General features: G+C 68.8%; 21 protein-coding genes. 11 read left to right on the forward strand and 10 right to left on the reverse strand.

Translation table 11 applies throughout. The features are described 5' to 3' along the window. Positions 1–105 precede the first annotated feature (105 nt). On the forward strand, positions 106–438 hold the full coding sequence (gene fdxA, locus AMK58_RS01215) for a ferredoxin FdxA (protein WP_014238741.1): 333 nt from the start codon (positions 106–108) through the stop codon (positions 436–438). Positions 439–757: 319 nt separating this feature from the next. Continuing rightward, positions 758–1,258 (forward strand): CarD family transcriptional regulator, encoded by a 501-nt coding sequence (locus tag AMK58_RS01220; protein ID WP_014238739.1) that lies wholly within the window; start codon positions 758–760, stop codon positions 1,256–1,258. A gap of 126 nt (positions 1,259–1,384) precedes the next feature. Here AMK58_RS01220 and pip read toward each other — a convergent pair whose 3' ends face one another. Both pip and AMK58_RS01230 read right to left on the reverse strand, forming a co-directional pair. After that, positions 1,385–2,335, reverse strand: coding sequence for a prolyl aminopeptidase (gene pip, locus AMK58_RS01225; RefSeq protein WP_035669888.1), 951 nt, complete (start codon positions 2,333–2,335; stop codon positions 1,385–1,387). A gap of 69 nt (positions 2,336–2,404) precedes the next feature. Beyond that, positions 2,405–3,241 carry a thermonuclease family protein gene (locus AMK58_RS01230; RefSeq protein ID WP_059398509.1) on the reverse strand — a complete coding sequence of 279 codons (837 nt, stop codon included), beginning with the start codon at positions 3,239–3,241 and terminating at the stop codon, positions 2,405–2,407. Positions 3,242–3,325: 84 nt separating this feature from the next. On the opposite strand from AMK58_RS01230, the gene AMK58_RS01235 reads away from it, so the two are divergent. Both AMK58_RS01235 and AMK58_RS01240 read left to right on the forward strand, forming a co-directional pair. Beyond that, positions 3,326–4,792: a M48 family metalloprotease gene (locus tag AMK58_RS01235; protein ID WP_059398510.1), complete on the forward strand. Its 1,467-nt coding sequence runs from the start codon at positions 3,326–3,328 to the stop codon at positions 4,790–4,792. A 104-nt stretch (positions 4,793–4,896) separates the two neighbouring features. Next, positions 4,897–6,870 (forward strand): adenylate/guanylate cyclase domain-containing protein, encoded by a 1,974-nt coding sequence (locus tag AMK58_RS01240; protein ID WP_035669822.1) that lies wholly within the window; start codon positions 4,897–4,899, stop codon positions 6,868–6,870. A 133-nt stretch (positions 6,871–7,003) separates the two neighbouring features. On the opposite strand, the gene AMK58_RS01245 is transcribed toward AMK58_RS01240, so the two are convergent. Both AMK58_RS01245 and AMK58_RS01250 read right to left on the reverse strand, forming a co-directional pair. Beyond that, positions 7,004–7,906, reverse strand: coding sequence for an RNA polymerase factor sigma-32 (locus tag AMK58_RS01245; protein ID WP_035669819.1), 903 nt, complete (start codon positions 7,904–7,906; stop codon positions 7,004–7,006). A 273-nt stretch (positions 7,907–8,179) separates the two neighbouring features. Next, the gene (locus tag AMK58_RS01250) at positions 8,180–8,995 is read right to left on the reverse strand and encodes a hypothetical protein (protein WP_035669875.1); all 816 of its coding nucleotides are present in this window, start codon (positions 8,993–8,995) and stop codon (positions 8,180–8,182) included. A gap of 369 nt (positions 8,996–9,364) precedes the next feature. Between AMK58_RS01250 and rpmI the strand changes: the two genes are divergently transcribed. The 5 genes from rpmI (at position 9,365) to AMK58_RS01275 (ending at position 14,594) form a co-directional block, all read left to right on the forward strand. Then, positions 9,365–9,565: a 50S ribosomal protein L35 gene (rpmI, locus tag AMK58_RS01255; RefSeq protein WP_014238730.1), complete on the forward strand. Its 201-nt coding sequence runs from the start codon at positions 9,365–9,367 to the stop codon at positions 9,563–9,565. Positions 9,566–9,586: 21 nt separating this feature from the next. After that, entirely contained in the window at positions 9,587–9,958 is a 372-nt protein-coding gene (gene rplT / locus AMK58_RS01260; protein ID WP_014238729.1) for a 50S ribosomal protein L20, read from the forward strand. Positions 9,959–10,080: 122 nt separating this feature from the next. Further along, positions 10,081–11,148 carry a phenylalanine--tRNA ligase subunit alpha gene (pheS, locus tag AMK58_RS01265; protein WP_035669815.1) on the forward strand — a complete coding sequence of 356 codons (1,068 nt, stop codon included), beginning with the start codon at positions 10,081–10,083 and terminating at the stop codon, positions 11,146–11,148. Positions 11,149–11,161: 13 nt separating this feature from the next. Next, positions 11,162–13,558, forward strand: a complete 2,397-nt coding sequence (pheT, locus tag AMK58_RS01270; RefSeq protein ID WP_035669812.1) for a phenylalanine--tRNA ligase subunit beta — start codon at positions 11,162–11,164, stop codon at positions 13,556–13,558. A gap of 526 nt (positions 13,559–14,084) precedes the next feature. Then, positions 14,085–14,594, forward strand: a complete 510-nt coding sequence (locus AMK58_RS01275; protein WP_236778154.1) for a response regulator — start codon at positions 14,085–14,087, stop codon at positions 14,592–14,594. Positions 14,595–14,622: 28 nt separating this feature from the next. Here AMK58_RS01275 and AMK58_RS01280 read toward each other — a convergent pair whose 3' ends face one another. From AMK58_RS01280 to AMK58_RS01290, 3 genes are all read right to left on the reverse strand, one after another. Beyond that, on the reverse strand, positions 14,623–16,209 hold the full coding sequence (locus tag AMK58_RS01280) for a DUF3369 domain-containing protein (RefSeq protein WP_035669809.1): 1,587 nt from the start codon (positions 16,207–16,209) through the stop codon (positions 14,623–14,625). A gap of 202 nt (positions 16,210–16,411) precedes the next feature. After that, entirely contained in the window at positions 16,412–17,371 is a 960-nt protein-coding gene (locus tag AMK58_RS01285; RefSeq protein ID WP_035669806.1) for an SH3 domain-containing protein, read from the reverse strand. A gap of 105 nt (positions 17,372–17,476) precedes the next feature. Continuing rightward, positions 17,477–18,361: a LysR substrate-binding domain-containing protein gene (locus AMK58_RS01290; protein WP_035669803.1), complete on the reverse strand. Its 885-nt coding sequence runs from the start codon at positions 18,359–18,361 to the stop codon at positions 17,477–17,479. Between the two features lie 127 nt (positions 18,362–18,488). Here AMK58_RS01290 and AMK58_RS30190 point away from each other — a divergent pair, with 127 nt between their 5' ends. Next, complete coding sequence (locus tag AMK58_RS30190; RefSeq protein ID WP_137165156.1) at positions 18,489–18,668, forward strand: hypothetical protein; 180 nt, start codon at positions 18,489–18,491, stop codon at positions 18,666–18,668. 8 nt (positions 18,669–18,676) lie between these two features. Here AMK58_RS30190 and AMK58_RS01295 read toward each other — a convergent pair whose 3' ends face one another. Together AMK58_RS01295 and lepA are read right to left on the reverse strand one after the other, a co-directional pair. Beyond that, complete coding sequence (locus AMK58_RS01295) at positions 18,677–19,444, reverse strand: outer membrane lipoprotein (protein WP_236778155.1); 768 nt, start codon at positions 19,442–19,444, stop codon at positions 18,677–18,679. Positions 19,445–19,593: 149 nt separating this feature from the next. Next, positions 19,594–21,396, reverse strand: a complete 1,803-nt coding sequence (lepA, locus tag AMK58_RS01300; RefSeq protein ID WP_035669796.1) for a translation elongation factor 4 — start codon at positions 21,394–21,396, stop codon at positions 19,594–19,596. On the opposite strand from lepA, the gene AMK58_RS01305 reads away from it, so the two are divergent. After that, positions 21,359–22,990, forward strand: a complete 1,632-nt coding sequence (locus tag AMK58_RS01305) for an FkbM family methyltransferase (RefSeq protein WP_158646833.1) — start codon at positions 21,359–21,361, stop codon at positions 22,988–22,990. The genes lepA and AMK58_RS01305 overlap by 38 nt on opposite strands. A 22-nt stretch (positions 22,991–23,012) precedes the next feature. On the opposite strand, the gene glgA is transcribed toward AMK58_RS01305, so the two are convergent. Beyond that, the gene (gene glgA / locus AMK58_RS01310; RefSeq protein WP_035669868.1) at positions 23,013–24,491 is read right to left on the reverse strand and encodes a glycogen synthase GlgA; all 1,479 of its coding nucleotides are present in this window, start codon (positions 24,489–24,491) and stop codon (positions 23,013–23,015) included. Positions 24,492–24,530: the final 39 nt, after the last annotated feature.

Below are 24,530 nucleotides of genomic sequence, written 5' to 3' on the forward strand. Positions count from 1 at the left end.
GGCCGCGCCCACGCGCGAGCACGTCAGTCGAAGCGTCCATCGAAGCGACTCGAACCCCGGCGCGTGAACACCGCCGGAACTGGCGAGAACAGCGGAGAACGAATCATGCCCTACGTCGTGACGGAAGACTGCATCAAGTGCAAGTACACCGATTGCGTCGAGGTCTGCCCCGTGGACTGTTTCTACGAGGGCGAGAACATGCTGGTCATCCATCCGGATGAGTGCATCGACTGCGGCGTGTGCGAGCCGGAATGCCCGGCCGAGGCCATCGTGCCGGACACCGACGGCCGTGCGGAGAAGTGGATGGAGCTGAACCGCGACTACGCGGCGCAGTGGCCCAACCTGACCCGCAAGAAGGACGCGCTGCCCGACGCCGACGCCATGAAGGGCGTGGACGGCAAGTTCGACAAGTTCTTCTCTCCGAAGGCCGGCGGCTAAGCGGAGTCGGGACTATTGCGGCGCATGGCATTCTTTTGCCGCCATGCAAAAACGACAGGTCGGCCATCGGCGGGCAACGTCAGAATCCGGACGGCTGCCCGCGCGTAGCCTTTGTAACCCGGCCGTAACATCGCTATAATACGCGCCCGGAGCCGGCCTCAGCGTCATTGCCGGAATTCCCATCGACCAAGGGCTCAGTGCAACAGTGCGCGGCGTGGAGGACCCCATCCCCACGGTGTGTCGTTGTCACCGGGCCTTTTTCGCCCCCTCCACCGGGGCGGCAAAATGGCGCGATCGCGAGAAGTGAGAGCCAACCCAAATGTCGAACAAGCTTGACTTCGAGGCCGGTGACTTCGTCGTCTACCCGGCCCATGGCGTCGGTCGGGTCGAGGGAATCGAGACCCACAGCATCGCTGGCATGGATGTTCAGCTCTACGCGATCACGTTCGAAAAAGAGCGCATGACGCTCAAGGTTCCGGTTGGCAAGGCCAAGGCCGCCGGCCTGCGCCGCCTCAGCACGAAGGACCGCATCAAGGTCGCCCTGGAGACGCTGCAGGGCCGTTCGCGCGTCCGTCGCACGATGTGGAGCCGCCGTGCCCAGGAGTATGAGGCCAAGATCAACTCCGGCGACCCGGTGGCCATCGCGGAGGTCGTTCGCGACCTGTACCGCGGCGCCGACCAGTCCGACCAGTCCTACAGCGAGCGCCAGATCTATCAGGCCGCCCTGGAGCGTCTGGCCCGCGAACTGGCCGCCGTCGAGAAGATCGACGAGACCAAGGCCACCGAGCGGCTGGAACTGGTCCTGAAGAAGGCCGCCTGATCTGTGTTCAAAGCCCTCTCCCGTTTCGGGAGAGGGTTGGCCTGAAGGCCTCTCGCGCTGGCCGAAAGCCCCCTAGCCCCCCTCCACTGCTGCGGGGGGAGGGGGCCCAGCGAAGCCATCTCTCCTCTACCGGTACTCCTTGAATCGCTCCGTCGCCTGGACCAGGGCGGCGCGGATGCCCGGCTCCATTGCGGAATGGCCAGCGTCGGGCACCACGCGGTAATCGGCCTCCGGCCAGGCGCGGCGCAGCTCGTCGGCGCTGGTGATGGGGCACACGATGTCGTAGCGGCCCTGGACGATCGCCCCCGGCAGATGCCGGATACGGTGCACGTCGCGCAACAGCCGGTCCTCCGGGGTGAAGCGGTTGGAGCGGAAGTAATGCGCTTCGATGCGGGCGAGGCCCAGCGCGTGGGTGTCCTCCGCGCTCGTCGCGATCAGCTCCGGCGAAGGCAGCAGCGAGGAGCAGGAGCCCTCATACAGGCTCCACACCCGCGCCGCCGCCATGCGGGTCGCCGCGTCCGGCGCGTTGAGCCGCCGCCAGTAGGCCTCCAGCAGGTCGCCGCGCTCCTCCGGCGGGATGTGGCCGGCGAAGGTGGCCCAGGCCTCCGGGAAGATCGTGCGCATGGAGTAGAGGAACCAGTCGACCTCCGCCTTCCGCATCAGGAAGATGCCGCGCAGGATCAGCCCCAGGCAGCGCTCCGGATGGGTCTGCCCGTAGGCCAGCGCCAGCGTCGATCCCCAGCTTCCGCCGAACAGCAGCCAGCGCTCGATCCCCAGATGGCGGCGCAGCCGTTCGGCGTCTTCCACCAGCAGCTCGGTCGTGTTGCGCCGCACTTCGCCCAGCGGGCTGGATCGGCCCGCCCCGCGCTGGTCCATCACGACGATGCGGTAATGGCCGGGATCGAAGAAGCGCCGGTGCGTCGGCGAGGCGCCCGCCCCCGGCCCTCCGTGCAGGAACAGCACCGGCACGCCGCGCGGGTTGCCCGACTGCTCCCAATAGAGCGTGTGGATCTCGTCCACGGGCAGGAAGCCGGTCTGGTAGGGGTCGATGGGCGGGAAAAGCTCGCTGCGGGGCATGAAGAGGTCCTGTCAGTCCGGGCCGAATGGAAGCAAGTGTAGGACGCCCGTCCGTCGTCCGCCACAGGCTCACTCCTCGTCGTCGTCGGAAAGGTCCGGTGGCGCAGCGGAAGGGCGCGGCGTTGGCCGGAGCGGCGATGCCGCCCCGTCCAGCCGCTCGATCTGTTCGGGATGGGTCGCCTCGATCAGCGGGCCGGCGCGCAGACCCACCCAGCCGCGCACCCGGACGACCCGTCCCTCGTAGGACAGCGGGTCGATGCCGGCGGCCACGAATTCGCGCAGCGCGGCGCGCCCGATGTGCACCGTGACGTCGATCCGCCAATCCTCGCCGAAATCCAGATAGGCGTCGCCGCCGGCCTTGCTTACCCGCAGCACCCGCCCCTCGACGATCTGGAAGCTGTCGCGGTCCCGGCGCAGCGCGTCCGGGTCGGCGGGCCGCACCGCGTAGGCGCGGGTCCGCCAGATGCCGCGCCCGGCCGCCCGCGCTCCGGCCTCCGCCGCTAGCATCTCGCGGGCCAGGGCGCGGGCGTCGGGCCGGGTGTGCACGCGGGCGAGGCCCCGCGCCAGCAACTCGCCCTGGAGCCACAGACCGTCGCCGCGTTCCACCTGGGCCAGCAGGCGGCCGTGCCGGTCGGTCCGCGCCTCCCCACGCACGCTCAGGCGCTGCCCGACGGCCAGCTCCGCCAGCGCCTGCCGCGCGGCCTCGGCCAGCGGCCAGTGATCGCCCGGCTCCGCCCCCATGGGCGGTGCGGCGGGCTCGATGCCGGCCAGACGCAGGCTGCGCCCATCCTCCAGCAGCAGGGTGGCGCCGTCGGTCACCGCGGCGACGCGCAGCTCCGGCGGCCCGGCGGTGTTCGCCATCAGCAGCAGAGCGGACAGCGTCAGCGGAAGAATGCGGCGCGGCATGGTTGGTGTGGGGGTGGAGCGGTGGAACAGGCGGACCGGATGGGGAGTTTGATCTCAGCGAGCCCCCTTCCGATATGACGACTCATGACGCCCGAACCGACGACCGAACGCAAGCCGTCTTCCCCGTCCCCGCTGCGCCGGATCGCCGCCGCGGCGCTGGCCGTCCTGCTGCTCACCTCGGCCGGCACCCCGGCCGACGCCCAGATCTTCGGCGGCAGCGAGGAGTCGATCGGCGCGCAGGAGCATCCCAAGATCCTCGCCCAGTATGGCGGGGCCTACCCCGACCAGCGGCTGCAGGCCTACATCACCGGCATTGGCAACCGGCTGGCCGCCCAGACCGACCGCTCCGGCCCCTGGACCTTCACCGTCCTGGACAGCGACGTGGTCAACGCCTTCGCCCTGCCCGGCGGCTACGTCTACATCACCCGCGGCCTGCTGGCGCTCGCCAAGGACGAGGCGGAGGTGGCGAGCGTGCTGGGGCACGAGATCGGCCACGTCATCGCCCACCATGGCCAGGAGAGGCAGACCAACCAGACCATCGCCGGGCTGCTCGCCGCCGGCATCGGCCTCGTGCTGGGCAGTCCGGAGCTGGCGCAGATCGCCAACATCGGCGGCACCGCCCTGCTCGCCCGCTACTCGCGCGGCCAGGAGTCGGAGGCCGACCGGCTGGGCATCGAGTATCTGCACCGCGCCGGCTACGACCCCTTCGCCATGGCGACCTTCCTGGAGACCATGCGCCGCGACACCCAATATTCCGGCCTGCGCGCCGGCAAGGGGGCGGCGGAGGGCGGCTTCGACTTCTTTGCCACCCACCCGCAGACCGCGTCGCGCGTCGACGAGGCGGCGGCCATCGCCCGCGAGCTTCCTCGTGGGGCGCGGCCCGTCGATCCCTACATGACGGCGATGGACGGGGTGATCTACGGCGACAGCCCGGAGAACGGCTTCGTCCGCGGTCGCAGCTTCGCCCACCCGCAGCTCGGCATTGCCTTCGACGTGCCGCAGGGATACAGCCTGCTCAACGGGGCGCAGCAGGTGATCGCCAAGGGTCCCAACGGCGGCGCCATCGTGTTCGACGGCGGCAAGGCGCCGGGCGCGGGCGACCCCGCCGCCTATCTGACCGGCAGCTGGGCGCAGGGGGCGCCGTTGAGGGACCTGCAATCCTTCACCGTCAACGGCATGCCGGCGGCGACCGCGCTGACCCAGGGCAAGACCGACGCCGGGGCGGTGGACGTGCGGTTGGTCGCCATCCGCGCCGACTCCGGCACCCTCTACCGCTTCACCTTCCTGGCCCCCGGCGGCGCGCTGTCGCGCTTCGACGCCGATTTCCGCCAGACCGCCACCAGCTTTCGCCGGCTGACCCGGCAGGAGGCCGCGTCCTACCAGCCCCGGCGCATCCGCGTGCAGACCGTCCGCCCCGGCGACAGCGTCGAGAGCTTCGTCCGCCAGATGCCGCGGGAGCCCTACGCGGAGGAGTTGTTCCGGATCATCAACGACCTGCCGCCGGGCACGCCGATCCAGCCCGGACGTCCGGTGAAGATCATCACCGGCTGACGGCACTCGGTTGAAGGCGCCCCGTTGACGGCGGGGTGACCGTTACAGGACGCGGCGCGATGGCCGATTGCCGATGGCCGCGTGCGTCCTGTAGGCTCCGCGCCATGGCTGACCACCCCACCAAACGGCGTTTTCTTCAAACCGGCTTGCGCATCGCCCGGCTGAAGGAGGCCGCGCGCAAAAAGGGTGGTCCGCGCCGGACGCGCCCGCCCGCGCTGGGACGCCCGCGCCTGCGCCTGCCCATCGCGGCGGTGCTGGTGGCCGGCTTCGGGTCGCTGATGCTGCTGGCGGTGGCCAGCGTGCTGGTGCTCGGTCTCGTCAGCGCCAGCCGCAACACCTTCACCCTGCTGAACGACCGCGCCGACCTCGCTTTGTCGGGGGTGGAGGTGCGCATCCGCAACCAGCTCAACCCCGCACGGGACATGGCCCGTTTCGTGGCCGGACTGATGGAGCGGGGGGAGCTGGACCCGACCGATTCCCGCTCGCTCCAGGACACGTTGCGCGGCGCGCTGGCCGGGGCGCCGGACGTCACGGGCATCGCCTTCTTCCATCCCGACCGCACCGGCCTGCGCGCCGACCGGCTGGGCAACCAGCTCCACATCGGACGGGAGGATCTGCGCCACGAGCCGGAGCTGGCGCCCGAACTGCGCAACGGCGCTGACCGCACCACCGCCGTCTGGGCCGACCCGCTGTGGTCGAAGGAGGCGGGGACCAGCTTCGTCACCCTGTTCCAGCCGGTGCGGCGCAACGGCGCCTATCTGGGGCAGGTGGTGGTCGGGGTGTCGCTGGGCGACCTCTCGCGCTTCCTGTCCACGCTCTATGTGGAGCAGGGGCTGAACGCCTTCGTCCTGTTCGACCAGCAGCATGTGCTGGCCCACCCGTCGCTGGCCGGTATGAAGTTCGACTTCTCCACCAAGACCGACGGCCCACCCCTGCCGCGCATCGATCAGGTGGCCGACCCGGCGCTGGCGGCGCTCTGGCAGACCGGCCAGCCGGTGGACGCCCTGAAGAAGCGGGTGGAGGGCCGGATCGTCAACGTGCTGGACGAGGATTACCTGTTCCTGATGCGCAGCATGGCCGGTTATGGCCAGCAGGACTGGACCATCGGCATCAGCTTCCGCGCCAACGAGGCCAGCGCCGAGGTCCGCCGCCTCTACACCACCGGCCTCGCCGGACTGGGCATCCTGCTGATCTCGGTGGCGGTGGCGCTGATCGTCGGGCGGCGCATCAGCACCCAGGTGGCCCATCTGGCCGAGGCCGCCGACCATGTCCGGACCTTCGACTTCCGCGCGATCGACGAGCTGCCCGATTCGCGCCTGCGCGAGCTGGCCCGCGCCAACAGCGCCTTCAACGCCATGGTCGCCGGCCTGCGCTGGTTCGAGACCTATGTGCCGAAGGCCCTGGTGCTGCGGCTGATGCACCGCCGCGGCGGCCTGACCAGCTTCCAATCGGAGGAGCGGGAGGTGACGGTGATGTTCACCGACATCCGCGGCTTCTCGCGCATGGCCGAGCATATGGGCGCCGCCGACACCGCCGCCCTGCTGAACGAGCATTTCACCCTGCTCGCCAACTGCATCGAGGCGGAGGGCGGCACGGTGGACAAGTTCATCGGCGACGCCATCATGGCCTTCTGGGGCGCGCCGGAGGAGCAGCCGGACCACGCCGCCCGCGCGCTGCGCGCCGCCCACGCCATCACCCGCGCCGTGCGCGACGGCAATCGCCGCCGCGCGGCGGAGGGGCTGCCGGCGATCCGTGTTCGCATCGGCCTGCATTCCGGACCGGTGGTGGTGGGCAACATCGGGTCGGCAAGCCGCATCAACTACACGATCGTCGGCGACACCGTGAACGTCGCCGCCCGCATCGAGGAGCTGGCCTCTGCCCTTCAGGGGGACGAGGAGGTCATCGTATTGTCGAGTGCCGCCACCGCCTTCCAGGGCGATGGCGCGGCCCCGCTGGACTGCGTCGGCGACCGCACGCTCCGTGGCCGCAACGGCACGACCGAGGTGTGGCGGGTGACTTTGGATGGTGACGGCGGCGGGGATGGCGCGGGGGCGGTGCGGGAGGAGGAGAAGGCGTAGCGTGGCCTTGCGCCAGCGCGACGTGCCCCCACCCCGGCCCTCCCCCGCTTCGCAGGGGAGGGTGCCTTATGCGAAGCGGCGATCGTCCCCTCTCCCGCCCGGCGGGGAAGGTTAGGGTGGGGGCAAATGGCTTCTACGCGTCCGCCAGCAGATCCCCGAACCCCTCGACCCGCTTCAGCATCGACTGGCGCAGCTTGAGCAGCGCGCGGTGTTCGAGTTGGCGTACCCGCTCCTTGCTCACCCCAAGTTCGCGGCCCAGCTGCTCCAGGGTGGCGCCCTCCTCGCGCAGGCGGCGCTCCTGGATGATGGTGCGTTCGCGCGGGCTGAGTTCGCCCAGCGCCTCGGCCAGCCATTGCGAGCGGGTGCGGCTGTCGCGCATGCCGATCACCACCTCCTCCGGCGAGGGGCGCTGGTCGGCCAGGAAATCCTGCCAGTCCTCGTCGGAACCGTCGGCCACCGGGGAGTTCAGCGACTGGTCGGAGGCGGACAGCCGCATCTCCATCGCCTCCACCTCAGTCACGTCGACCTGGAGTTCGCCGGCGATCCATTCCCGCCCTTCCTTGGTCAGGCTGTTGCCGGACCCGGTGCCGCCCTGGCTGATGCTCTCGATGCGGGCGCGCAGGCGGCGCAGATTGAAGAACAGCGACTTCTGCGCGGCGGTGGTGCCGGTGCGGACGATGGACCAGTTGCGCAGGATGTAGTCCTGCATGGCCGAGCGGATCCACCAGGCCGCGTAGGTGGAAAAGCGCACCTCGCGGTCCGGCTCGAACCGGCTGGCCGCCTGCATCAGCCCGACGTTGCCCTCCTGCACGAGGTCGCCCATGGGCAGGCCGTAGTTGCGGAACCGCGCGGCGGTCGCCACCACCAGCCGGGTGTAGGCGCGGACCAGTTCGTGAAGGGCCCGTTCGTCACCGCCCTCGCGCCATTTGCGGGCCAGATCGAATTCGTGATCGCGCGTCAGCAGAGGCTCACGCATGGAAGCCTTGATGAAACTCAGATTCGCGCGCTGAGTCTCGGGATCGTCGATGTAAGCCATACGTCCCTTCCTTCCCGTCTGGGCGGCCGCGTTTCAGGCTGCTTGTGCCCTGTGCTGCGGAGTCCGAAGGGACAGGCCCCCTCAGGTCCAATGATCCGTCGGTTCGCTATGGCCGTTTCGCCACGGACCGCCGACGGTTGGGACAACAGCCGTTCCCCTCGCCCTGTTGCACGTCATACGCAGCACAAGACGTTTCGGATCATCCGCACCGGAAGGGATTCGGTGGCGGAGGCCGAAGGAATGGGTAGGACGGGTAGGAAAAAGGGAGATGGATCAGACCTGGAACAGGTCCAGGATCTCACCCGAAGGCGACAGGCACCCACAAACGAGGTGCCCACCCAACCCGCAATTGCCGTCGAGGGTCGCCACGCGGTCGGTCACGGCCACGCCTTTGCGGGCTGGGTCGTAGCCCCGCACGACGCGGGCGAAACCGCCGTAAGGCTCTGACATCTGGGCGAAACCGGGCGCCCCCCACCAGAAGGCGTCGCCCTGGTGATTCAGCGGACGGCGGATGTCCACGCCGGCGCTGACCAGCAGCACGCCGCCCTCTCCCTGCTCGGGGCCGGTGCAGTAGGCGGCACGGCGCAGGGTGTTGAACACATTTTCGTGACCGGGATGCGCGTGCATCGCCTGACGCAGCCCCTGGGTCCAGCGGCCGAGCGTCATGGTGCCGCCGCGGGCCGCCGCCATGCCCTGCTCCACCGTGCCGCCATAAGCGGCCAGCGTGGCCCCCGCGCCATGGCGGGTCATCCAGTCGAGAACCTGCTGCGGGTCGGGTGCGAACTGGAGCTGGAGCAGCTTGTGCCACATCTCCTCCTGCGCGCCGCGCAGATAGACGATGTCGCCGGCCTCCATGCCCCGCCAGCTCAGCAGCCAGGTTCGGAAGGCCAGCAGCGCGTCGACCGTCTCCAGCACCCGTTCGCCCCAGCCGACCATGTTGCCGAGATAGACGAGCCGGTCGCCGGGCAGGAAGCGCGCCGCGATCACCTCGTGCACGGCGTGGAGATGGTCCGTCTGCGCGTGGATCGAACCGACGGCCCAGATGCGCCGCGGGTTTCGGAGATCGATGAATTTCTGCGCTTCAGACATGCCGGAGACGCTCATCCCATCCAGCGGTCACGGACCGGCCCAAAACAGGCCGGGGCGGGAGTGTAGGCGCCGCGCAGGCCCGGCGAAAGACGAAAACTTAAGACAAAGGCGCGGCCAAAGCGCCGCGCCTCCATCGTCAACATCACAATCGGACACCGGTTCCCGCTCCCATCCCGGGAGCGGGAGGGACCCGCCGCCAAGTGGGGGAGGATGGAGCGAAACCACCTTCCATCCCTCCCGCATTCGCTCCCCCTTGCGTTGCGGCGTGGCCGCGCGTATAACCCTGCGCTCCAACGGGCGGCGAGGCCGGGTCCGAGACCCAGGGCATGCCCAACCGTCAGTCGGGAACATCCAACGCAAGGATTGAAAATGCCCAAGCTGAAGACGAAGAGCGGCGCCAAGAAGCGCTTCAAGGTGACCGCGTCCGGTAAGGTGCGCGCCCAGGCGGCTTTCAAGCGCCACTGCCTGGAGCAGAAGAGCCCGAATATGAAGCGCAATGCGCGCGGCATGATGACCCTGGCCGAGCCGGACCAGAAGATCGTGCTGAAGAACTGGCTGCGCAACGCTTGATATCGTAAGGGAATCTGAACCATGGCTCGTGTTAAGCGCGGCGTCACCACGCACGCCCGTCACCGCAAGATCCTGAAGCTCGCCAAGGGCTACCGGGGTCGCAATTCCAAGAACTTCCGCATCGCGATCGAGAAGGTCGAAAAGGCCCTTCAATACGCGTATCGCGACCGCCGCAACAAGAAGCGCGATTTCCGCGGCCTGTGGATCCAGCGCATCAACGCCGGTGTGCGCCAGTACGGCCTGACCTACTCGCGCTTCATCAACGGCATCAAGCTGGCCGGCATCGAGATCGACCGCAAGGTCCTGTCGGATCTGGCCGCCCGTGAGCCGGAGGCCTTCAAGGCCATCGTCGATCAGGCCCAGGCCGCTCTCGCCTCCAAGGCCGCCGCCTAAAGGGTTCGCCGCGCAAGCGGAAACCCCGGTCCGGCGCCGGACACGAAAGAAGGGAGCCGTGCCTCTGGGCCGGCTCCCTTTTTCTTTACGCTCGCACTTCCTTATGGCTCGCGGGAAATGACATGCTCGATGCGCTGAAAGACGAACTCCTGTCGCAGGTCAACGCCGCTGGCGACCTCGCGGCCCTCGAAGAGGTGCGGGTCACCGCGCTCGGCAAGAAGGGGCGCATCACCGGCTTCATGAAGGAGCTGGGCGGGCTGTCGCCCGACGAACGGCGCGAGCGCGGCCAGCAGCTCAACGCGCTGAAGGACGAGATCGCCGCGGCCATCGACGGCCGCAAGGCCGACCTCGCCCGCGCCCATCTGGAGGCCCGCCTCCAGGCCGAGCGCATCGACGTCACGCTGCCGATCCGTCCGCAGACCGAGGGGCGCATCCACCCGATCAGCCAGACCATCGACGAGATGGTGGCGATCTTCGCGGAGATGGGCTTCAGCGTCGCCGAGGGGCCGGACGTCGAGGACGACTTCCACAACTTCACCGCCCTGAACTTCCCGCCGGGCCACCCCGCCCGCGACATGCACGACACCTTCTATCTGCCGGATGCCGGCGACAAGAAGATGCTGCTGCGCACCCACACCAGCCCGGTGCAGGTCCGCACCATGCTGAACAAGAAGCCGCCGATCCGCATCATCGCGCCGGGCCGCACCTACCGGTCCGACTACGACATGACCCACACCCCGATGTTCCACCAGATCGAGGGGCTGGTCATCGACGAGGCGACCCACATGGGCCACCTCAAGGGCTGCCTGATCGAGTTCTGCCGCGCCTTCTTCGACGTGGACGACCTGCCGCTGCGCTTCCGCCCCAGCTTCTTCCCCTTCACCGAACCGTCGGCCGAGGTGGACATCGGCTGCTCCCGCAAAGGCGGCGAGCTGAAGCTCGGCAACTACGGCGACTGGCTGGAGATCCTGGGCTGCGGCATGGTGCACCCCAACGTGCTGGAAGCCTGCGGCATCGACAGCACCAAGTACCAGGGCTTCGCCTTCGGCATGGGGATCGAGCGCGTGGCGATGCTGAAATACGGCATCCCGGACCTGCGCACCTTCTTCGAAGCCGACCTCCGCTGGCTGAAGCATTACGGCTTCGTGCCGCTCGACGTTCCCAGCATGGCCCAGGGCCTGACGCGCTAAAGGAGCCGGACCCATGAAGTTCACGCTGTCCTGGCTGAAGGACCATCTGGAGACCGACGCCACGCTCGACCAGATCGTGGAGAAGCTGACCGCCCTCGGCCTGGAGGTCGAAGGGGTGGAGGATCGCTCCAAGGAGCTGAAGCCCTTCCGCGTCGCCCACGTCGTCTCCGCCGAGAAGCACCCGGACGCCGACAAGCTGCGCGTCCTGGTCGTCGACACCGGCACCGAAAAGCTCCAGGTCGTCTGCGGCGCGCCCAACGCGCGCGCCGGCCTGAAGGGCGTCTTCGCGCCGGAGGGGGCCTACATCCCCGGCTCCGACATCACGCTGAAGAAGGGCGTCATCCGCGGCGTCGAGTCGAACGGCATGATGTGCTCCGAACGCGAGCTGAAGCTGTCGGAGGAGCACAACGGCATCATCGAGCTGCCCGAGGACGCGCCGGTCGGCGTCGCCTACGCCGACTATGCCGGCCTGGGCGATCCGGTCATCGACATCAGCCTGACGCCCGACCGCGCCGACTGCGCCGGGGTGCGCGGCATCGCCCGCGACCTCGCCGCCGCTGGTCTGGGCCGGCTGAAGCCGCTGGCGGCGGAGCCGGTCAAGGGCGCCTTCGCCAGCCCGTTCGGCGTGACCATCGAGGCGCCGGACGCCTGCCCGATGTATGTCGGCCGCTATTTCCGCGGCGTGAAGAACGGCCCGTCGCCGAAGTGGCTGCACGACAAGCTGGTCGCCATCGGCCTGCGCCCGATCTCCGCGCTGGTCGACATCACCAACTTCATCACCTTCGACCTGTCGCGCCCGCTGCACGCCTTCGACGCCGACAAGGTCAAGGGCGGCATCGTCGTCCGTCTGGCCCGCGAGGGCGAGACGCTGGCGGCGCTGAACGGCAAGGAATACCCGCTCGACCCGGGCATGACGGTCATCGCCGATCATGAGCGGGCCGAGGCGCTGGGCGGCATCATCGGCGGCGAGGCGTCGGGCTGCACCGAGACGACGGTCAACGTCTTCCTGGAGGCGGCGATCTTCGACACCGTGCGCACGGCGCAGACGGGCCGCAAGCTGGGCATCGAGTCGGACGCCCGCTACCGGCTGGAGCGCGGCGTCGATCCGGCGGCGGTGGTGTCGGGGATAGAGCGCGCCACCCGCCTGATCCTGGAGATCTGCGGCGGCGAGGCCTCCGACCTTGTGATCGCCGGCGAGGAGCCGCAGTGGCGCCGCACCCTGACGCTGCGTCCGGGCCGCGTCGCCGCGCTGGGCGGTGTCGAGGTGCCGCGCGACGAGCAGACCCGCATCCTGATCGATCTCGGCTGCGAGATCGTCGGCGAGGATGTGGACGGCACCCTGCGCGTCGTCCCCCCCTCCTGGCGCGCCGACATCCACGGCGAAGCCGATCTGGTGGAAGAGGTGCTGCGCATCCACGGCTTCGACGCCATCCCGGCGACTCCGCTGCCGCGCGAGAGCGTGCTGACCCGCCCGGCGCTCTCCACCAAGCAGCGCCGCGTCGGGCTGGCCAAGCGCACGCTGGCCGTCCGCGGCCTGTCGGAGGCCGTCACCTGGTCCTTCATGGCCGGTCCGGTGGCCGAGCTGTTCGGCGGCGTCGGTGAGGGACTGACGCTGGTCAACCCGATCAGCGCAGACCTCGACGTGATGCGCCCGTCGATCCTCGGCAACCTGATCCAGGCCGCCGGGCGCAACGCCGACCGCGGTTACGCCGACGCCGGCCTGTTCGAGGTCGGCCCGGCTTTCCGCAAGCCGTCGCCGGACGGGCAGGACATCGTGGCCGCCGGCATCCGCGCCGGCAACGCGGTGCCGCGCCACTGGGCGGAGAAGGCCCGCGGCGTCGATGCCTTTGATGCCAAGGCCGACGCGATGGCCGTGCTGGAGGCCGCCGGCGCGCCGGTGACCAACCTGCAGGTCACCACCGACGCGCCGGGCTGGTACCATCCCGGCCGCTCGGGCGTGCTGCGTCTCGGCCCGACGGTGATGGCCCGCTTCGGCGAGATCCACCCGACCGTGCTGGGCACGCTGGGCGTCAAGGGTCCGGTGGTCGGCTTCGAGGTGTTCCTGGACGTCATCCCGCTGCCCAAGAAGAAGGGCGGCACGGCGCGTCCGCTGGTCCAGCTCTCGCCCTTCCAGCCGCTGGAGCGCGACTTCGCCTTCGTCGTCGGCAAGGACGTGGAAGCCGACAAGCTGATCCGCGCCGCCAAGGGCGCCGACAAGGCGCTGGTCAAGGACGTGACGGTCTTCGACGTCTACCAGGGCGCGAACCTGGAAGAGGGCAAGAAGTCCGTCGCGCTCTCCGTCACGCTCCAGCCGACCGAGCGCACCCTGACCGAGCCGGAGATCGAGGCCATCGGCCAGAAGATCGTCGCCGCGGTCGCCAAAGCCACGGGCGGCAGCCTGCGCAGCTGACGTCTACGCTTCTGAAGCGGGCGCATCCAAAGACTGTGGATCCGAAAAAGGATTCAATTTCGTAGGATAAAGTTCGGGCCTCCGCCGCAAGGCGGGGGCCCATTGTTTTTCGGTCTCCGGATGGAACGGCTCCCAATCCGGACAGTTCAAAGGATTGTTCCGGAGGCGACACGTCTGGATTCGCGGAACATGCCGCGGCCCGTTGTTTGGAGCACGTTTCGGCAGGGCATCCGAGCGTGCCTCATATGCGCTTTTTCAGAGTTGAACAGAGTTGGTCCATCAGATAAAGCGAATGAACATAAGTTTGTAAATCATGCGTCCGTATTGTTTCGATGTTGCGCATCGCTGCATATAAATTTCAGAAATGGAATGTTTTCTTTCCACGATACATGGCAGGCATTGCAAAAAATTTGTTAGGCTGATATTTCGATTTTTTTAATATTTTTCATTCTTTTTTGAAATGGTCATGTTGGAAACGGCGCGGGGTATCCTGGCTCCGCCGCCCTCAGCCCTGGTGAAGAATCCAATGGTGAGCTTAACGAACGACCACGCCAAAACCGCCTCCGTCCTCGCCATGACCGGGGATGCCGGCAATGGTCCGGTGGATGGCGACGGCGCGTTCCGCCGCGATGACGGCGACGGCGGGCCGCCGGACGAGGCCAGCCGGCTGGTCATTGTGGTGGACGACGATCGGTCAATCGTGGAAGGGCTGGCACTGCTTCTGGAGGCCTGGGGGTACGATGTGCTGACCGCCCTGTCGCTGAACGAACTGGCGCAGCGGCTGCCGCAGGTGTCCGGCCGTCCGGGGCTGGTCCTGGCCGATCACTTCCTGCCAGCCGGCGGTACGGGCGCCCAGGCGGTGGAGATGGTGCGCGCCCATGTCGGCGGCCCGGTGCCCGCCCTGATCCTGACCGGCGACACGATGCCGGAGCGTCAGGCCGAAGCCGCTGCCATGGGCTGCCGGCTGCTGCACAAGCCGGTGCAGATCGGTCCGTTGAAGGACATGGTGGACACGCTGATGAGCGGCGCCGGCTGACCGCGTCCGCCTCCTACTCCGAAGGGCGTCACTCCCGGCGCAGGTTGCCGGACACCGCAAGGAAGGCGTCGACCACCACCGGATCGAACCGGCTGCCGGACAGGCGCCGGATCTCCGCCACCGCCACGTCATGGTCCAGCGCCTTGCGGTAGGGGCGGTCGCGGGTCATGGCGTCGAAACTGTCGGCCACCGCGACGATGCGGGCGCTCAGCGGGATGGCGTCGCCCTTCAGGCGGTCGGGATAGCCGGTGCCGTCCCAATTCTCATGATGCGACCGGGCGATCTCCGCCCCCAGATGCAGATGCGTCCGTCCCTCGGACCGCTGGCTCGCACGGTCCAGCAAATCCCAACCCGTGGTGGTGTGGGCCTGCATGACGGCCCGCTCCTCCGGGCTCAGCGGCCCGGTCTTGCCGAGGATGGCGGGGTCCAGCGTGGCGTTGCCGACGTCGTGGAGGATGGCGGCCAGACCGACCGACTCCAGGAACACCGTGTCGAGAATGGCGGGATGGCGCCCCTCCTCGGCCAGCCGGCGGGCGATGCGGTCGGTCACCATGGCGATGCGCGGGCCGGTTTCGGCCTCCGCGCTGGAATGGCCGGCGCGCTCCGCCAGATCGGCCATGGCGATGACCGTGTGCTCCTGGCTGCGCCGCAACTGCTCGTACAGGTGCAGATTGTCGAAGCCGACCGAGATCTTGCGGCAGAACACCTCGATCAGGTTGCGGTCGAGGTCCGACAGCGGCCGGTCGGAACTCAGATAGACCACGTTCTCGCGGTCGTTCGGCGTCCGGATGTAGAGCGTGCAATGATCGGCGGCGTATCGGTTGCTGCGCGCCTCCAGGCAGCGCTTCACCTCCGCCAGAACGGCGGGTTCGACATGGTTGGCCGCCGGCTCGTCAATCAGCGTCTCGAAGCGGCCGGAACCGGCCAGCACATACAGCCCGTCCGCCGCGCCGCTGATGACCGGGCCGCGCTGCACGCACAGGATGGCGTCCGGCCCGACGCCGAGGATGCCGGACAGCTGCGTCAGCACGCCGGCGGCGAACAGCTTCATCGAGCGGGCCTGGAACAGCGACGACGACGCTTCGATGATCTTCTCCAGCCCGCGCCGGTTCATCTCGATCGCCATGATGTCCTCGTAGGAGCGCAGGGCGGCGACCGTGGTGGTGAACAGCTGCTGGGCGGTGAGCTGCGTCTTGGCCTTGTAGTCGTTGATGTCGTAGTCGAGGATCACCGCGCGCTCCGGCGCCTGGCCGGGCTGGCCGGTGCGCAGGATGATGCGGACGTGGCGGTTCTTCAGCTCCTCCCGGATGTGGTGGACGAGCTGCAGCCCGGCGTCGTCGGTTTCCATCACCACGTCCAGCAGGATGATGGCGATGTCCTCCTCGCGCGCCAGGATCGTCCGTGCCTCCGCGGCGGAATAGGCGGAGATGAACTGGGCGGAGCGGCCCTTGTAGGAGAAATCGGCCAGGACGAGCTTGGTGATGGAATGCACCTCCGGCTCGTCGTCCACGATCATCATCTTCCACCGGTTCCCGGTGACCGGCGACCCGGATTCGCCGTTGCCGTCGCCGTCCTGGTCGTCCAGAAAAAGGAACTCGTCGTCGGAGTCGATCATGGGCAAGGCCTGGGGCGGAGCGGGCGGGGAGTAAGAAAGATTAACATGGCACGGCCATGCCCGCCTACCGCCACGATCGATGGATTTTCGTCGAAAAAGCTCAGTAATTTACCGGAGGCGACGAGTTGCTGCCGCTTGGCGGAAGGGCGCCGCCGGGGTCAAGCCGGGGTCAAGCCGGGGTCAGGCCGGGGTCAGGCCGGGGTCAGAAGGTCTCCAGCTCGATCACCCAGCAGTCCATGGAGCGCTGCGCCAGCGCGCCGCAGACATTGTCCACCTGCGTCCGGGTGAAGGGGCCGACGCCCATCTGGTAGGTGGTGCGGGCGCCGCGGAAGACCGGCCAGACCATCGGCGGCAGGTCGCGGTAGGCGGTTCCGGGTCCGTAGGTGAACTCCTGCCACGCCCGCAGCCCCTCGGCGTGGCTGACATACTCGCCGAGCCGCGCGGCGAACAGCGCTCCCGGCTCGATCGGCGGCATGCCGGGCAGCGGGTAGGGGGCGACCACCCCGATCAGCCCCTCGGCCGTGGCGACCGCCCGGGTCCGGCCGGGCATGCCCAGCGTCACACGCCCGTTCGCGGAGTCGATCAGGCTGACCACGTCGCCCTTGCGCAGGGTGAAGCTGCGTCGCTTCTTGTTGTCGAGAATCTCCGTCGCCTTGATGGCGTCCGCTGCGACGACATAGCCCTGGGCCGGCACCTGGGCGGCGATCTCCCACGCGCTGCGCGGCACCACGGCGGCGCTGCGGTGGATGACCGGCGGCTTGCCGGTCGAGGGGGGCGATCCGCCGGCGTTGGCCCCCGCGGCGGTGGCGCCCATGGCGGCGGTGATCGAGCGCGACACCATCAGCGCCGGGTCCAGCGAGTCGGAGGGCACGTAGCCGATGGGCTGGCCGCCGATGGCGACCTCCGTCCAACTCGTGCCGCGGGGCGTGCCCAGCGCGTTCAGCGCCTTGCCGCGCGGCAGGGTCTGGATGATCCGGGCGTCGGCGTTGGGGCCGATGCGCACCTCGATGTCGCGGTTCAGGACCACCTCGCCGGTCAGCGGCGCGCCGATGGCGACGGGGCTTTGCGCCAGGGCGGCGTCCGGGGCGAACCACATCGCCGCCGCGGCCAGGATCAGCCGCAGCGCCAGGGCGCGGAAGGCGGTGGTGGAACGCGTGCGCACGGCGGTTTGTCCCTATGAAGGAGGGGCCATTCTGCATCGGTCCGGCCCGCCGGGGCAACCCGGCGCGTGCGCGCCGGGACGGATGTCACGGAGCCGCAAGGTCGGTCAGGCCGCGCGATTCCCGCCCACCAGATCGTGGATGGCCTCGGCCAGCAGGCGGACCGGCTTGGCGGCCATGCCGGGCGCGCGGTGCAGCGCGATGTCGATGTCCGGCAGGTCGGGGAAGCCGTCCGCCGCGGTCAGCCGGCGCAGGCTGGGCGGTACGGTGCATTCCTCCATGGCGGTGACGCCGAGCCCGCCCAGCACGGCGCCGTGCACCGCCACCACGCTCTTGCTGATGAAGGCGACGCGCCAGCCGCGCCCGATGCCCTCCAGCGCCGCGACGGCGAGATCGCGCACCACGCAGCCCTTGGGGAACAGGGCCAGCGGCAGCGGGTTCTCACGCTCTATCGGGATGGAATCAACGACTGTGGAGCGCGGCGGGGCGACCCAGGCCACCGGCTCCCGCCGCACCAGCTCGCCGCTGCGGCTGTCCGGGTGGCGGGTGACCAGGGCGAGGTCGTAGCGGCCCTTGTCGATCTCCGCCACCAGATCGGGGCTGTTGTCGCAGATCACCTCCACCGGCACGTCGGGGTAGGCGGCGGCGAAGCGGGCCAGCACGCCGGGCAGCAGCATGGTGGCGTAATCGTCCGGCGTGCCGATGCGCACGCTGGCCACCGTGGCGGGCCGGCGCATCAGCGTCAGCACCTCGTCGTTCAGGGTGAGCATCCGCCGGGCGTAGGTCAGCAGAAGCTCGCCCTCCTGGGTCAGGTGGACGCTCTTGGTGTCGCGCTGGAAGACGCGGGTGCCCACGACCTCCTCCAGCCGGCGGACCTGCTGGCTGACGGCGGCCTGGGTGCGGCCCAGCGTGTCGCCGGCACGGGTGAAGCTGCGCGCGTCGGCGACGGCGACGAAGGCGCGCAGAAGGTCGGTGTCGAGGTTGGCCGGCATGGTCACGCATTCAAGCAGAGGGGGCGCGCGGGTTCAACGCGCGGAAGGACCATCACGATCTGTAATGATCCTCATAAAGCCTATTCGTTTCCAAGATTTTTCGCGCGGGCGCAGGGTGACCTCCAACATGACGGAGGGACCGGCGATGGGCGTGTTCGATGCGATGACGACGGTGGTGCTGGAGGCCGGGCGGCTGGACCGCGAGGAGGAGCGCCCGGTGACCGTGGCAGCGCCGCCGCCGCGGCGCTTCCGCCTGCCCCGGATGCCGGCCTTGCCGGTGCTGCTGCTGACGATCCTGGTGGCGTGAGGGCCGGGTCAGGTGGCAGGCGCGCCGTCGGCGGGCTTGTCCGCCGGGGCCTCGGCCGCCGGCACCGGCTCGGGAGCCGGCGTTGCTGGCGGGGTGAGGCGGATGGGCGCCGGTCCGCCGCTGTCGGGAGTCGAAGCCGCCGGAGCTTCCACGGGGGCCTCCACAGGGACCTCCGCAGGGGGCGGGGCGGGAAGCTCCTTCGCCTCGATCGTCTCGGCGGGCCTAGAGTCCTTAGAGGCGTCCTTTTGGGCGTCGTCCTTGGCCGCTTCCTTCACCGCGTCCTTGGGGGCGGGAGCCGGCTCGGGGTCCGTGGAATAGTCGGCGACGATGCGGGCCTGGCTGCCGGCGATGACCAGCACCTTCTGCCCGATCTCGATGGGCTTCTCTTCCCGCTGGGTGACCGACAGAAGCTCGCCGTCCGGCTTGCGGACGATGTATTCCCAGCCCGTGGTGTCGCCGGTCACATGCTCGATGGAGGTGCCGATCAGCCCGCCGATGGCCGTGCCGCCGACCGCACCCAGCGCCGAGTTGATGCCGAAGGTGCCGGACTGCGAGCCGAGCACGCCGCCCGCAGCCCCGCCGGTGACGGCGCCGACGGTGCCGCTGGTGCTGATCTTGACCTGACGGAACCCGATGACGACCGCCCGCTCCACCTTGTTCGCCTGCTGGGTCGCGGTGGCGGCGTAGGTGTTGGGCGAATAGTTCGGGGTGCAGCCTGCGAGGATGCCGACGACCAGGGCCGCGGCGGGCAGGCCAAACATGACAGTGCGCGTCACGGGACATCATCCGTTTGGAAGCCTGACCGGGTGATAGGCGATTCCGCGCGGCGAGTCATTCGACTTTTTGTGGGCTCCGGGATGCGCGGACAAAAAGAAAGCGGGTCTTGCCGGACCCGCTTTCCATCACATCACCGCGACGCCGGGGCTCACTCGTCGCCCATCTTGAGGGCGGCGATGAAGGCGCTCTGCGGGATTTCGACCTGGCCGAACTGCCGCATGCGCTTCTTGCCTTCCTTCTGCTTGTCCAGCAGCTTGCGCTTGCGGCTGATGTCGCCGCCGTAGCACTTGGCCGTCACGTCCTTGCGCAGCGCGCCGATGCTCTCGCGGGCGATGATCTTGCCGCCGATGGCCGCCTGGACGGCGATCTTGAAGAGCTGGCGCGGGATCAGCTCCTTCAGCCGCTCGCAGAGCTGGCGGCCGCGGCGCTCCGACTGGGAGCGGTGGACGATCATCGACAGGGCGTCCACCGGCTCGGCGTTCACCAGGATCGACATCTTCACGAGGTCGCCTTCCTCGTAGCTGTCCATCTGGTAGTCGAAGCTGGCGTAGCCGCGGCTGATCGACTTCAGGCGGTCGTAGAAGTCGAAGACCACCTCGTTGAGCGGCAGGCGGTAGACCAGCATGGCGCGGGCGCCGGCGTAGGTCAGCTCGATCTGCTGGCCGCGCCGCTCGGTGCAGAGCTGGAGGATGCCGCCCAGATACTCGTCGGGCAGCATGATGGTGGCCTTGATCCACGGCTCGTCGATGCGATCGATCTTCATCACGTCCGGCATGTCCGCCGGGTTGTGCAGATCCATCACCGTGCCGTCGGTCATGTACAGCTTGTAGACCACCGACGGCGCCGTGGTGATCAGGTCCAGGTTGAACTCGCGCTCCAGCCGCTCCTGGATGATCTCCAGATGCAGCAGGCCGAGGAAGCCGCAGCGGAAGCCGAAGCCCAGCGCCGCCGACGTCTCGGCCTCGTAATGGAAGCTGGCGTCGTTCAGCTTCAGCTTGCCCAGGCTGTCGCGCAGCCGCTCGAAGTCGGCGGCGTCCACCGGGAACAGGCCGCACCACACCACGGGGATGGACGGCTTGAAGCCGGCCAGCGGCTCGGCCGCCGGGCGGCGGTCCTCGGTGATGGTGTCGCCGACCTTGGTCAGCGTGATGTCCTTGATGGCGGCGGTGATGAAGCCCATCTCGCCCGGCCCCAGCTCGCCGGTCAGCAGCGCCTTCGGGGTGAAGACGCCGACGCGGTCGACCTCGTGGGCGCTGCCGGTGGACATGAAGCGGACCTTCTGGTTCACCTTCAGCCGCCCGTCCACCACGCGCACCAGGATGACCACGCCGAGATACGGGTCGTACCAGGAATCGACCAGCAGGGCCTTCAGCTCGCCGTCAGCGTTGCCCTTGGGCGCGGGCAGGCGCTGCACCACGGCTTCCAGCACGGCGTCGATGTTCAGGCCGGTCTTGGCCGAGATTTCCACGGCGTCGGTGGCGTCCAGGCCGATCACGTCCTCGATCTGCTGCTTCACGCGGTCGGGCTCCGCCGCCGGCAGGTCGATCTTGTTGAGGACCGGGATGATCTCGTGGTTGTTGTCGATCGCCTGATAGACGTTGGCGAGCGTCTGCGCCTCCACACCCTGCGAGGCATCCACCACCAGGATCGAGCCCTCGCAGGCGGCGAGGCTGCGGCTGACCTCGTAGGCGAAGTCGACGTGGCCCGGCGTGTCCATCAGGTTCAGCGTGTACTGCTGCCCGTCCTTGGCCTTGTAGAGCAGGCGGACGGTCTGCGCCTTGATGGTGATGCCGCGCTCGCGCTCGATGTCCATGCTGTCGAGCACCTGTTCGCGCATCTCGCGCGAATCGAGGCCGCCGCACTGCTGGATCAGACGGTCGGCAAGGGTCGACTTGCCGTGGTCGATGTGCGCGATGATCGAAAAATTGCGGATGTGCGAAAGGTCAGTCATCGGTGCCCGGAGCCCTGGTTTGGGGCGGAACATAGGGCGGACGGACGATGCGCGCAATGGAGAAGGGCGACGGTGCCGCTTTGACCAACGTCGGTCGCGGCTCGCAGGGCGGCTCCCCTCACACCCCCTCCCATGGTCCGTCGCGCGACAACCATGCCGCGCGCCGGCCAGGGGCGGGGCCGCCCGCGGCACGGTGCGGCGTCCGGCCTTTTCCCTTTACCGTCCCGCGGCGGCCATGGACTATGGCGGCGCGAAGCGTGCCTTTGGGGGATCATTCATGAAATGCGCGGTGATCATCCCGGTGGGGCCGGGGCACGATGGCTTGTCCGACGAGGCGGCGGCCTCCGTCGAGGCGGCGTTCCGCACCGACCAGGGACCCTTTTCGGACGTGATGATCCTGCGCATCCCCGACCCGGACGGCGCGATCGGCCGTTCGAAGTGCCGGAACTTCGGTGTCGAGCACGCCATCCAACACGGCGCGGAGTGGGTCTTCTTCCTGGACGCCGACGACCTGATGGATCGCGATGGCTTCGCGGTGGTCCGGGCCCACGTGGGGGACTTCGACGCTGTGTTCGGGATGATCGCCGAGCAGTGGTTCGGGTCGGACGCGGTGGTGTTGCGGGAAAAGCAGGTGGGGGCGACCACCCTCCTGACCGACATTCTCCTGAACGACCCGTATCTGACGCTGCAGATGGGGCATTTCGTCCGCGCGCGCGTCGCGCGATCCATCCCATTCGACGAGGCCATGGATACCGGCGAGGACTTCAAATATTACCTCGAGCTCTGGCGGACGCACAAATGCTGCAAGATCGCGCAGCCGCTCTTCATCAACCGGCGCGGCGCCCACTCCACCGGGCCGCGCTCGGCGGACGGTAGCGGGTGGCGCCACGCGGTGACGCGGGTGTTCGGCGCGTTCTTCCGGAACCATCCCATCGTGATCAACTTCGTGGTGTCCGGCGTAAAGGTCGGCTTTGCCATCGCCAATCCGTTCGACATGATCCACCGCCATTATTTGCGGCGCATGTTTTTCGAACAGGAGGAACTGGACTATCTGCGGGAACTCGTGCCGGCCGGATCGGCGATCCTGGAGATTGGCGCCAATGTCGGGAACCACGTCGTCTACTATGGTCTGTTCATGGCGCCGCGCCGCATCATCGCGGTCGAGCCCAACCCGGCGGCCATGCATTTCCTGAAGAAGAACGTGGAGATCAACCGGCTCGACCCGGCGATCATCACGTTCCTGGAATGCGGCGTCGGAGACCGTGCCGGCTCCTTCGACCTCAGCGTTGCCGACGAGGCCAACCTGGGGGCGGCGCGGCTGGTCCCGGCGGCGGGCGGACGCGTCGCCGTCCACCCCATCGACGATCTCGTCCAGGAGCGCGTCGACTTCATCAAGATCAACGTCGAGGGCATGGAGATGGAAACCCTGTCCGGCGCCCGGAACACGATCGCCCTCCACAGGCCCATCCTGTTCATCGAGGTCATGAACGCCAACGAGGGCGGCTTTTTCGATTGGGCCGGACGGAACGATTACCGCATCGCCAAGGAATTCCCGTGCGTCGACGCGTCGAACTATGTGGCCGTGCCGGTGTGATGCCGATGAGGGGCGAGCGGCCTCACCCCACCAGAACCGGCGCCACCGCGCGGTACAGCTCCATGTACTCCTCCGCCGGGCCGTGCCAGCCGAAGTCGCGGGTCATCGCGTGCTGCTGCAGGACGTGCCAGCGCTCGGGCTTGCGGTAGAGGGCGGCGGCGCGGCGCAGCGCCCAGGTCAGCTCCTGGGCGGTGGCGTTGACGAACTGGAAGCCCGTCGCGCTGCCGTCGTTCACCGCCGCCGGGTTGGCGTCCACGATGGTGTCGGCGAGGCCCCCGGTGCGGCGGACCAGCGGCAGGGTGCCGTACTTCAGCGCGTACATCTGGGTCAGGCCGCAGGGCTCCGACCGCGAGGGCACCAGGAACAGGTCGGCGCCGGCCTGGATGCGGTGGGACAAAGCCTCGTCGTAGCCGATGCGCACGCCGACCGACTTCGGGTACCAGGTGGCGAGATGGCGGAAGCCGGCCTCCAGAGCCGGTTCGCCGTTGCCGAGAACGGCGAGCTGGCCGCCCCAGGCGATCCATTGCGAGGCCGCCTCCAGCACCAGGTCCAGCCCCTTGTGACCGGTCAGGCGGCTGACCACCGCGGCCAGCGGGGCGTCCGCCCGGCGGTCCAGGCCGAAGGTCGCCTGGAGATCGGCCTTGCACAGGTCCTTGCCGCCGAGGTCCGCGGCGCCGTAGCGGGCGGCGATGTGCGCGTCGGTGGCGGGGTCCCAGATGTCGTAGTCCACGCCGTTGAGGATGCCGGTCAGCGCCTCGGCCCGGGTGGCGAGAAGCCCTTCGAGGCCGGCGCCGTGCTCCGCCGTCTGGATCTCGTGGGCATAGGTCGGGCTGACCGTGGTCAGGCGGTCGGAATAGAAGCAGCCGGCCTTGAGGAAACCGACGCCGCCGTAATACTCCACCCCGTCGATCCGGAAGGCGGCGGACGGCAGGCCGAGGTCGCTCATCATCCAGGCGCCGAACAGGCCCTGGTAGGCGATGTTGTGGATCGTCGTCACCGTGCCCGGCCGGAACGGCCCGGCGAAGCGGTCGGGGCGCAGCTCCAGATAGGCCGGGATCAGGCCGGTCTGCCAGTCGTGCCCGTGCAGCACGTCGGGACGCCACCAGGGATCGAGGCCGTCCTCCGCCGCGAAGCCCGCCGCGCACCAGGACAGGGCGGCGAAGCGTTCCGCGTTGTCCGGCCAGTCCTTGCCGTCCGGCCCCAGATAGGGGTTGCCGGGCCGGTCGTAGAGCGACGGCGCGTCCAGCACATAGGCCAGCACCCCGCCCGGCATCCGTCCGATCCGCAGCGTCGCCGGGGCGCCGCCGGGGAGGTCGGTGAGCGGATTGCCGACCGGCTGCAGGTCGGTCAGCCCGTTCAGCACCGCCGGATAGCCGGGCAGCAGCAGGCGGACCTCGGCTCCGGCGCGGTTCAGGGCGGGGGGCAGGGCGGCGGAAACGTCGGCCAGCCCGCCGGTCTTCACCAGGGGGTAGCATTCCGGCGTGACGAACAGGACGCGCATGGAGGCGGGGTCTTTCGGTTTCTTCTTGGTCTTGCTCAC

Source organism: Azospirillum brasilense, from assembly GCF_001315015.1.
Classification (GTDB): domain Bacteria; phylum Pseudomonadota; class Alphaproteobacteria; order Azospirillales; family Azospirillaceae; genus Azospirillum; species Azospirillum brasilense.

Excerpts from the sequence above, each read along its gene's own strand:
- pheS (WP_035669815.1), top strand. The coding sequence starts at position 10,081 with ATGCTCGATGCGCTGAAAGACGAACTCCTGTCGCAGGTCAACGCCGCT.
- fdxA (WP_014238741.1), top strand. The coding sequence starts at position 106 with ATGCCCTACGTCGTGACGGAAGACTGCATCAAGTGCAAGTACACCGAT.
- AMK58_RS01250 (WP_035669875.1), bottom strand. The coding sequence starts at position 8,995 with ATGTCTGAAGCGCAGAAATTCATCGATCTCCGAAACCCGCGGCGCATC.
- AMK58_RS01290 (WP_035669803.1), bottom strand. The coding sequence starts at position 18,361 with ATGCCGGCCAACCTCGACACCGACCTTCTGCGCGCCTTCGTCGCCGTC.
- AMK58_RS01275 (WP_236778154.1), top strand. The coding sequence starts at position 14,085 with ATGGTGAGCTTAACGAACGACCACGCCAAAACCGCCTCCGTCCTCGCC.
- lepA (WP_035669796.1), bottom strand. The coding sequence starts at position 21,396 with ATGACTGACCTTTCGCACATCCGCAATTTTTCGATCATCGCGCACATC.
- AMK58_RS01245 (WP_035669819.1), bottom strand. The coding sequence starts at position 7,906 with ATGGCTTACATCGACGATCCCGAGACTCAGCGCGCGAATCTGAGTTTC.
- rplT (WP_014238729.1), top strand. The coding sequence starts at position 9,587 with ATGGCTCGTGTTAAGCGCGGCGTCACCACGCACGCCCGTCACCGCAAG.
- AMK58_RS01235 (WP_059398510.1), top strand. The coding sequence starts at position 3,326 with ATGACGCCCGAACCGACGACCGAACGCAAGCCGTCTTCCCCGTCCCCG.
- AMK58_RS01220 (WP_014238739.1), top strand. The coding sequence starts at position 758 with ATGTCGAACAAGCTTGACTTCGAGGCCGGTGACTTCGTCGTCTACCCG.
- AMK58_RS01305 (WP_158646833.1), top strand. The coding sequence starts at position 21,359 with ATGATCGAAAAATTGCGGATGTGCGAAAGGTCAGTCATCGGTGCCCGG.
- pheT (WP_035669812.1), top strand. The coding sequence starts at position 11,162 with ATGAAGTTCACGCTGTCCTGGCTGAAGGACCATCTGGAGACCGACGCC.
- rpmI (WP_014238730.1), top strand. The coding sequence starts at position 9,365 with ATGCCCAAGCTGAAGACGAAGAGCGGCGCCAAGAAGCGCTTCAAGGTG.
- AMK58_RS01240 (WP_035669822.1), top strand. The coding sequence starts at position 4,897 with ATGGCTGACCACCCCACCAAACGGCGTTTTCTTCAAACCGGCTTGCGC.
- glgA (WP_035669868.1), bottom strand. The coding sequence starts at position 24,491 with ATGCGCGTCCTGTTCGTCACGCCGGAATGCTACCCCCTGGTGAAGACC.
- AMK58_RS30190 (WP_137165156.1), top strand. The coding sequence starts at position 18,489 with ATGACGGAGGGACCGGCGATGGGCGTGTTCGATGCGATGACGACGGTG.
- pip (WP_035669888.1), bottom strand. The coding sequence starts at position 2,335 with ATGCCCCGCAGCGAGCTTTTCCCGCCCATCGACCCCTACCAGACCGGC.
- AMK58_RS01280 (WP_035669809.1), bottom strand. The coding sequence starts at position 16,209 with ATGATCGACTCCGACGACGAGTTCCTTTTTCTGGACGACCAGGACGGC.
- AMK58_RS01230 (WP_059398509.1), bottom strand. The coding sequence starts at position 3,241 with ATGCCGCGCCGCATTCTTCCGCTGACGCTGTCCGCTCTGCTGCTGATG.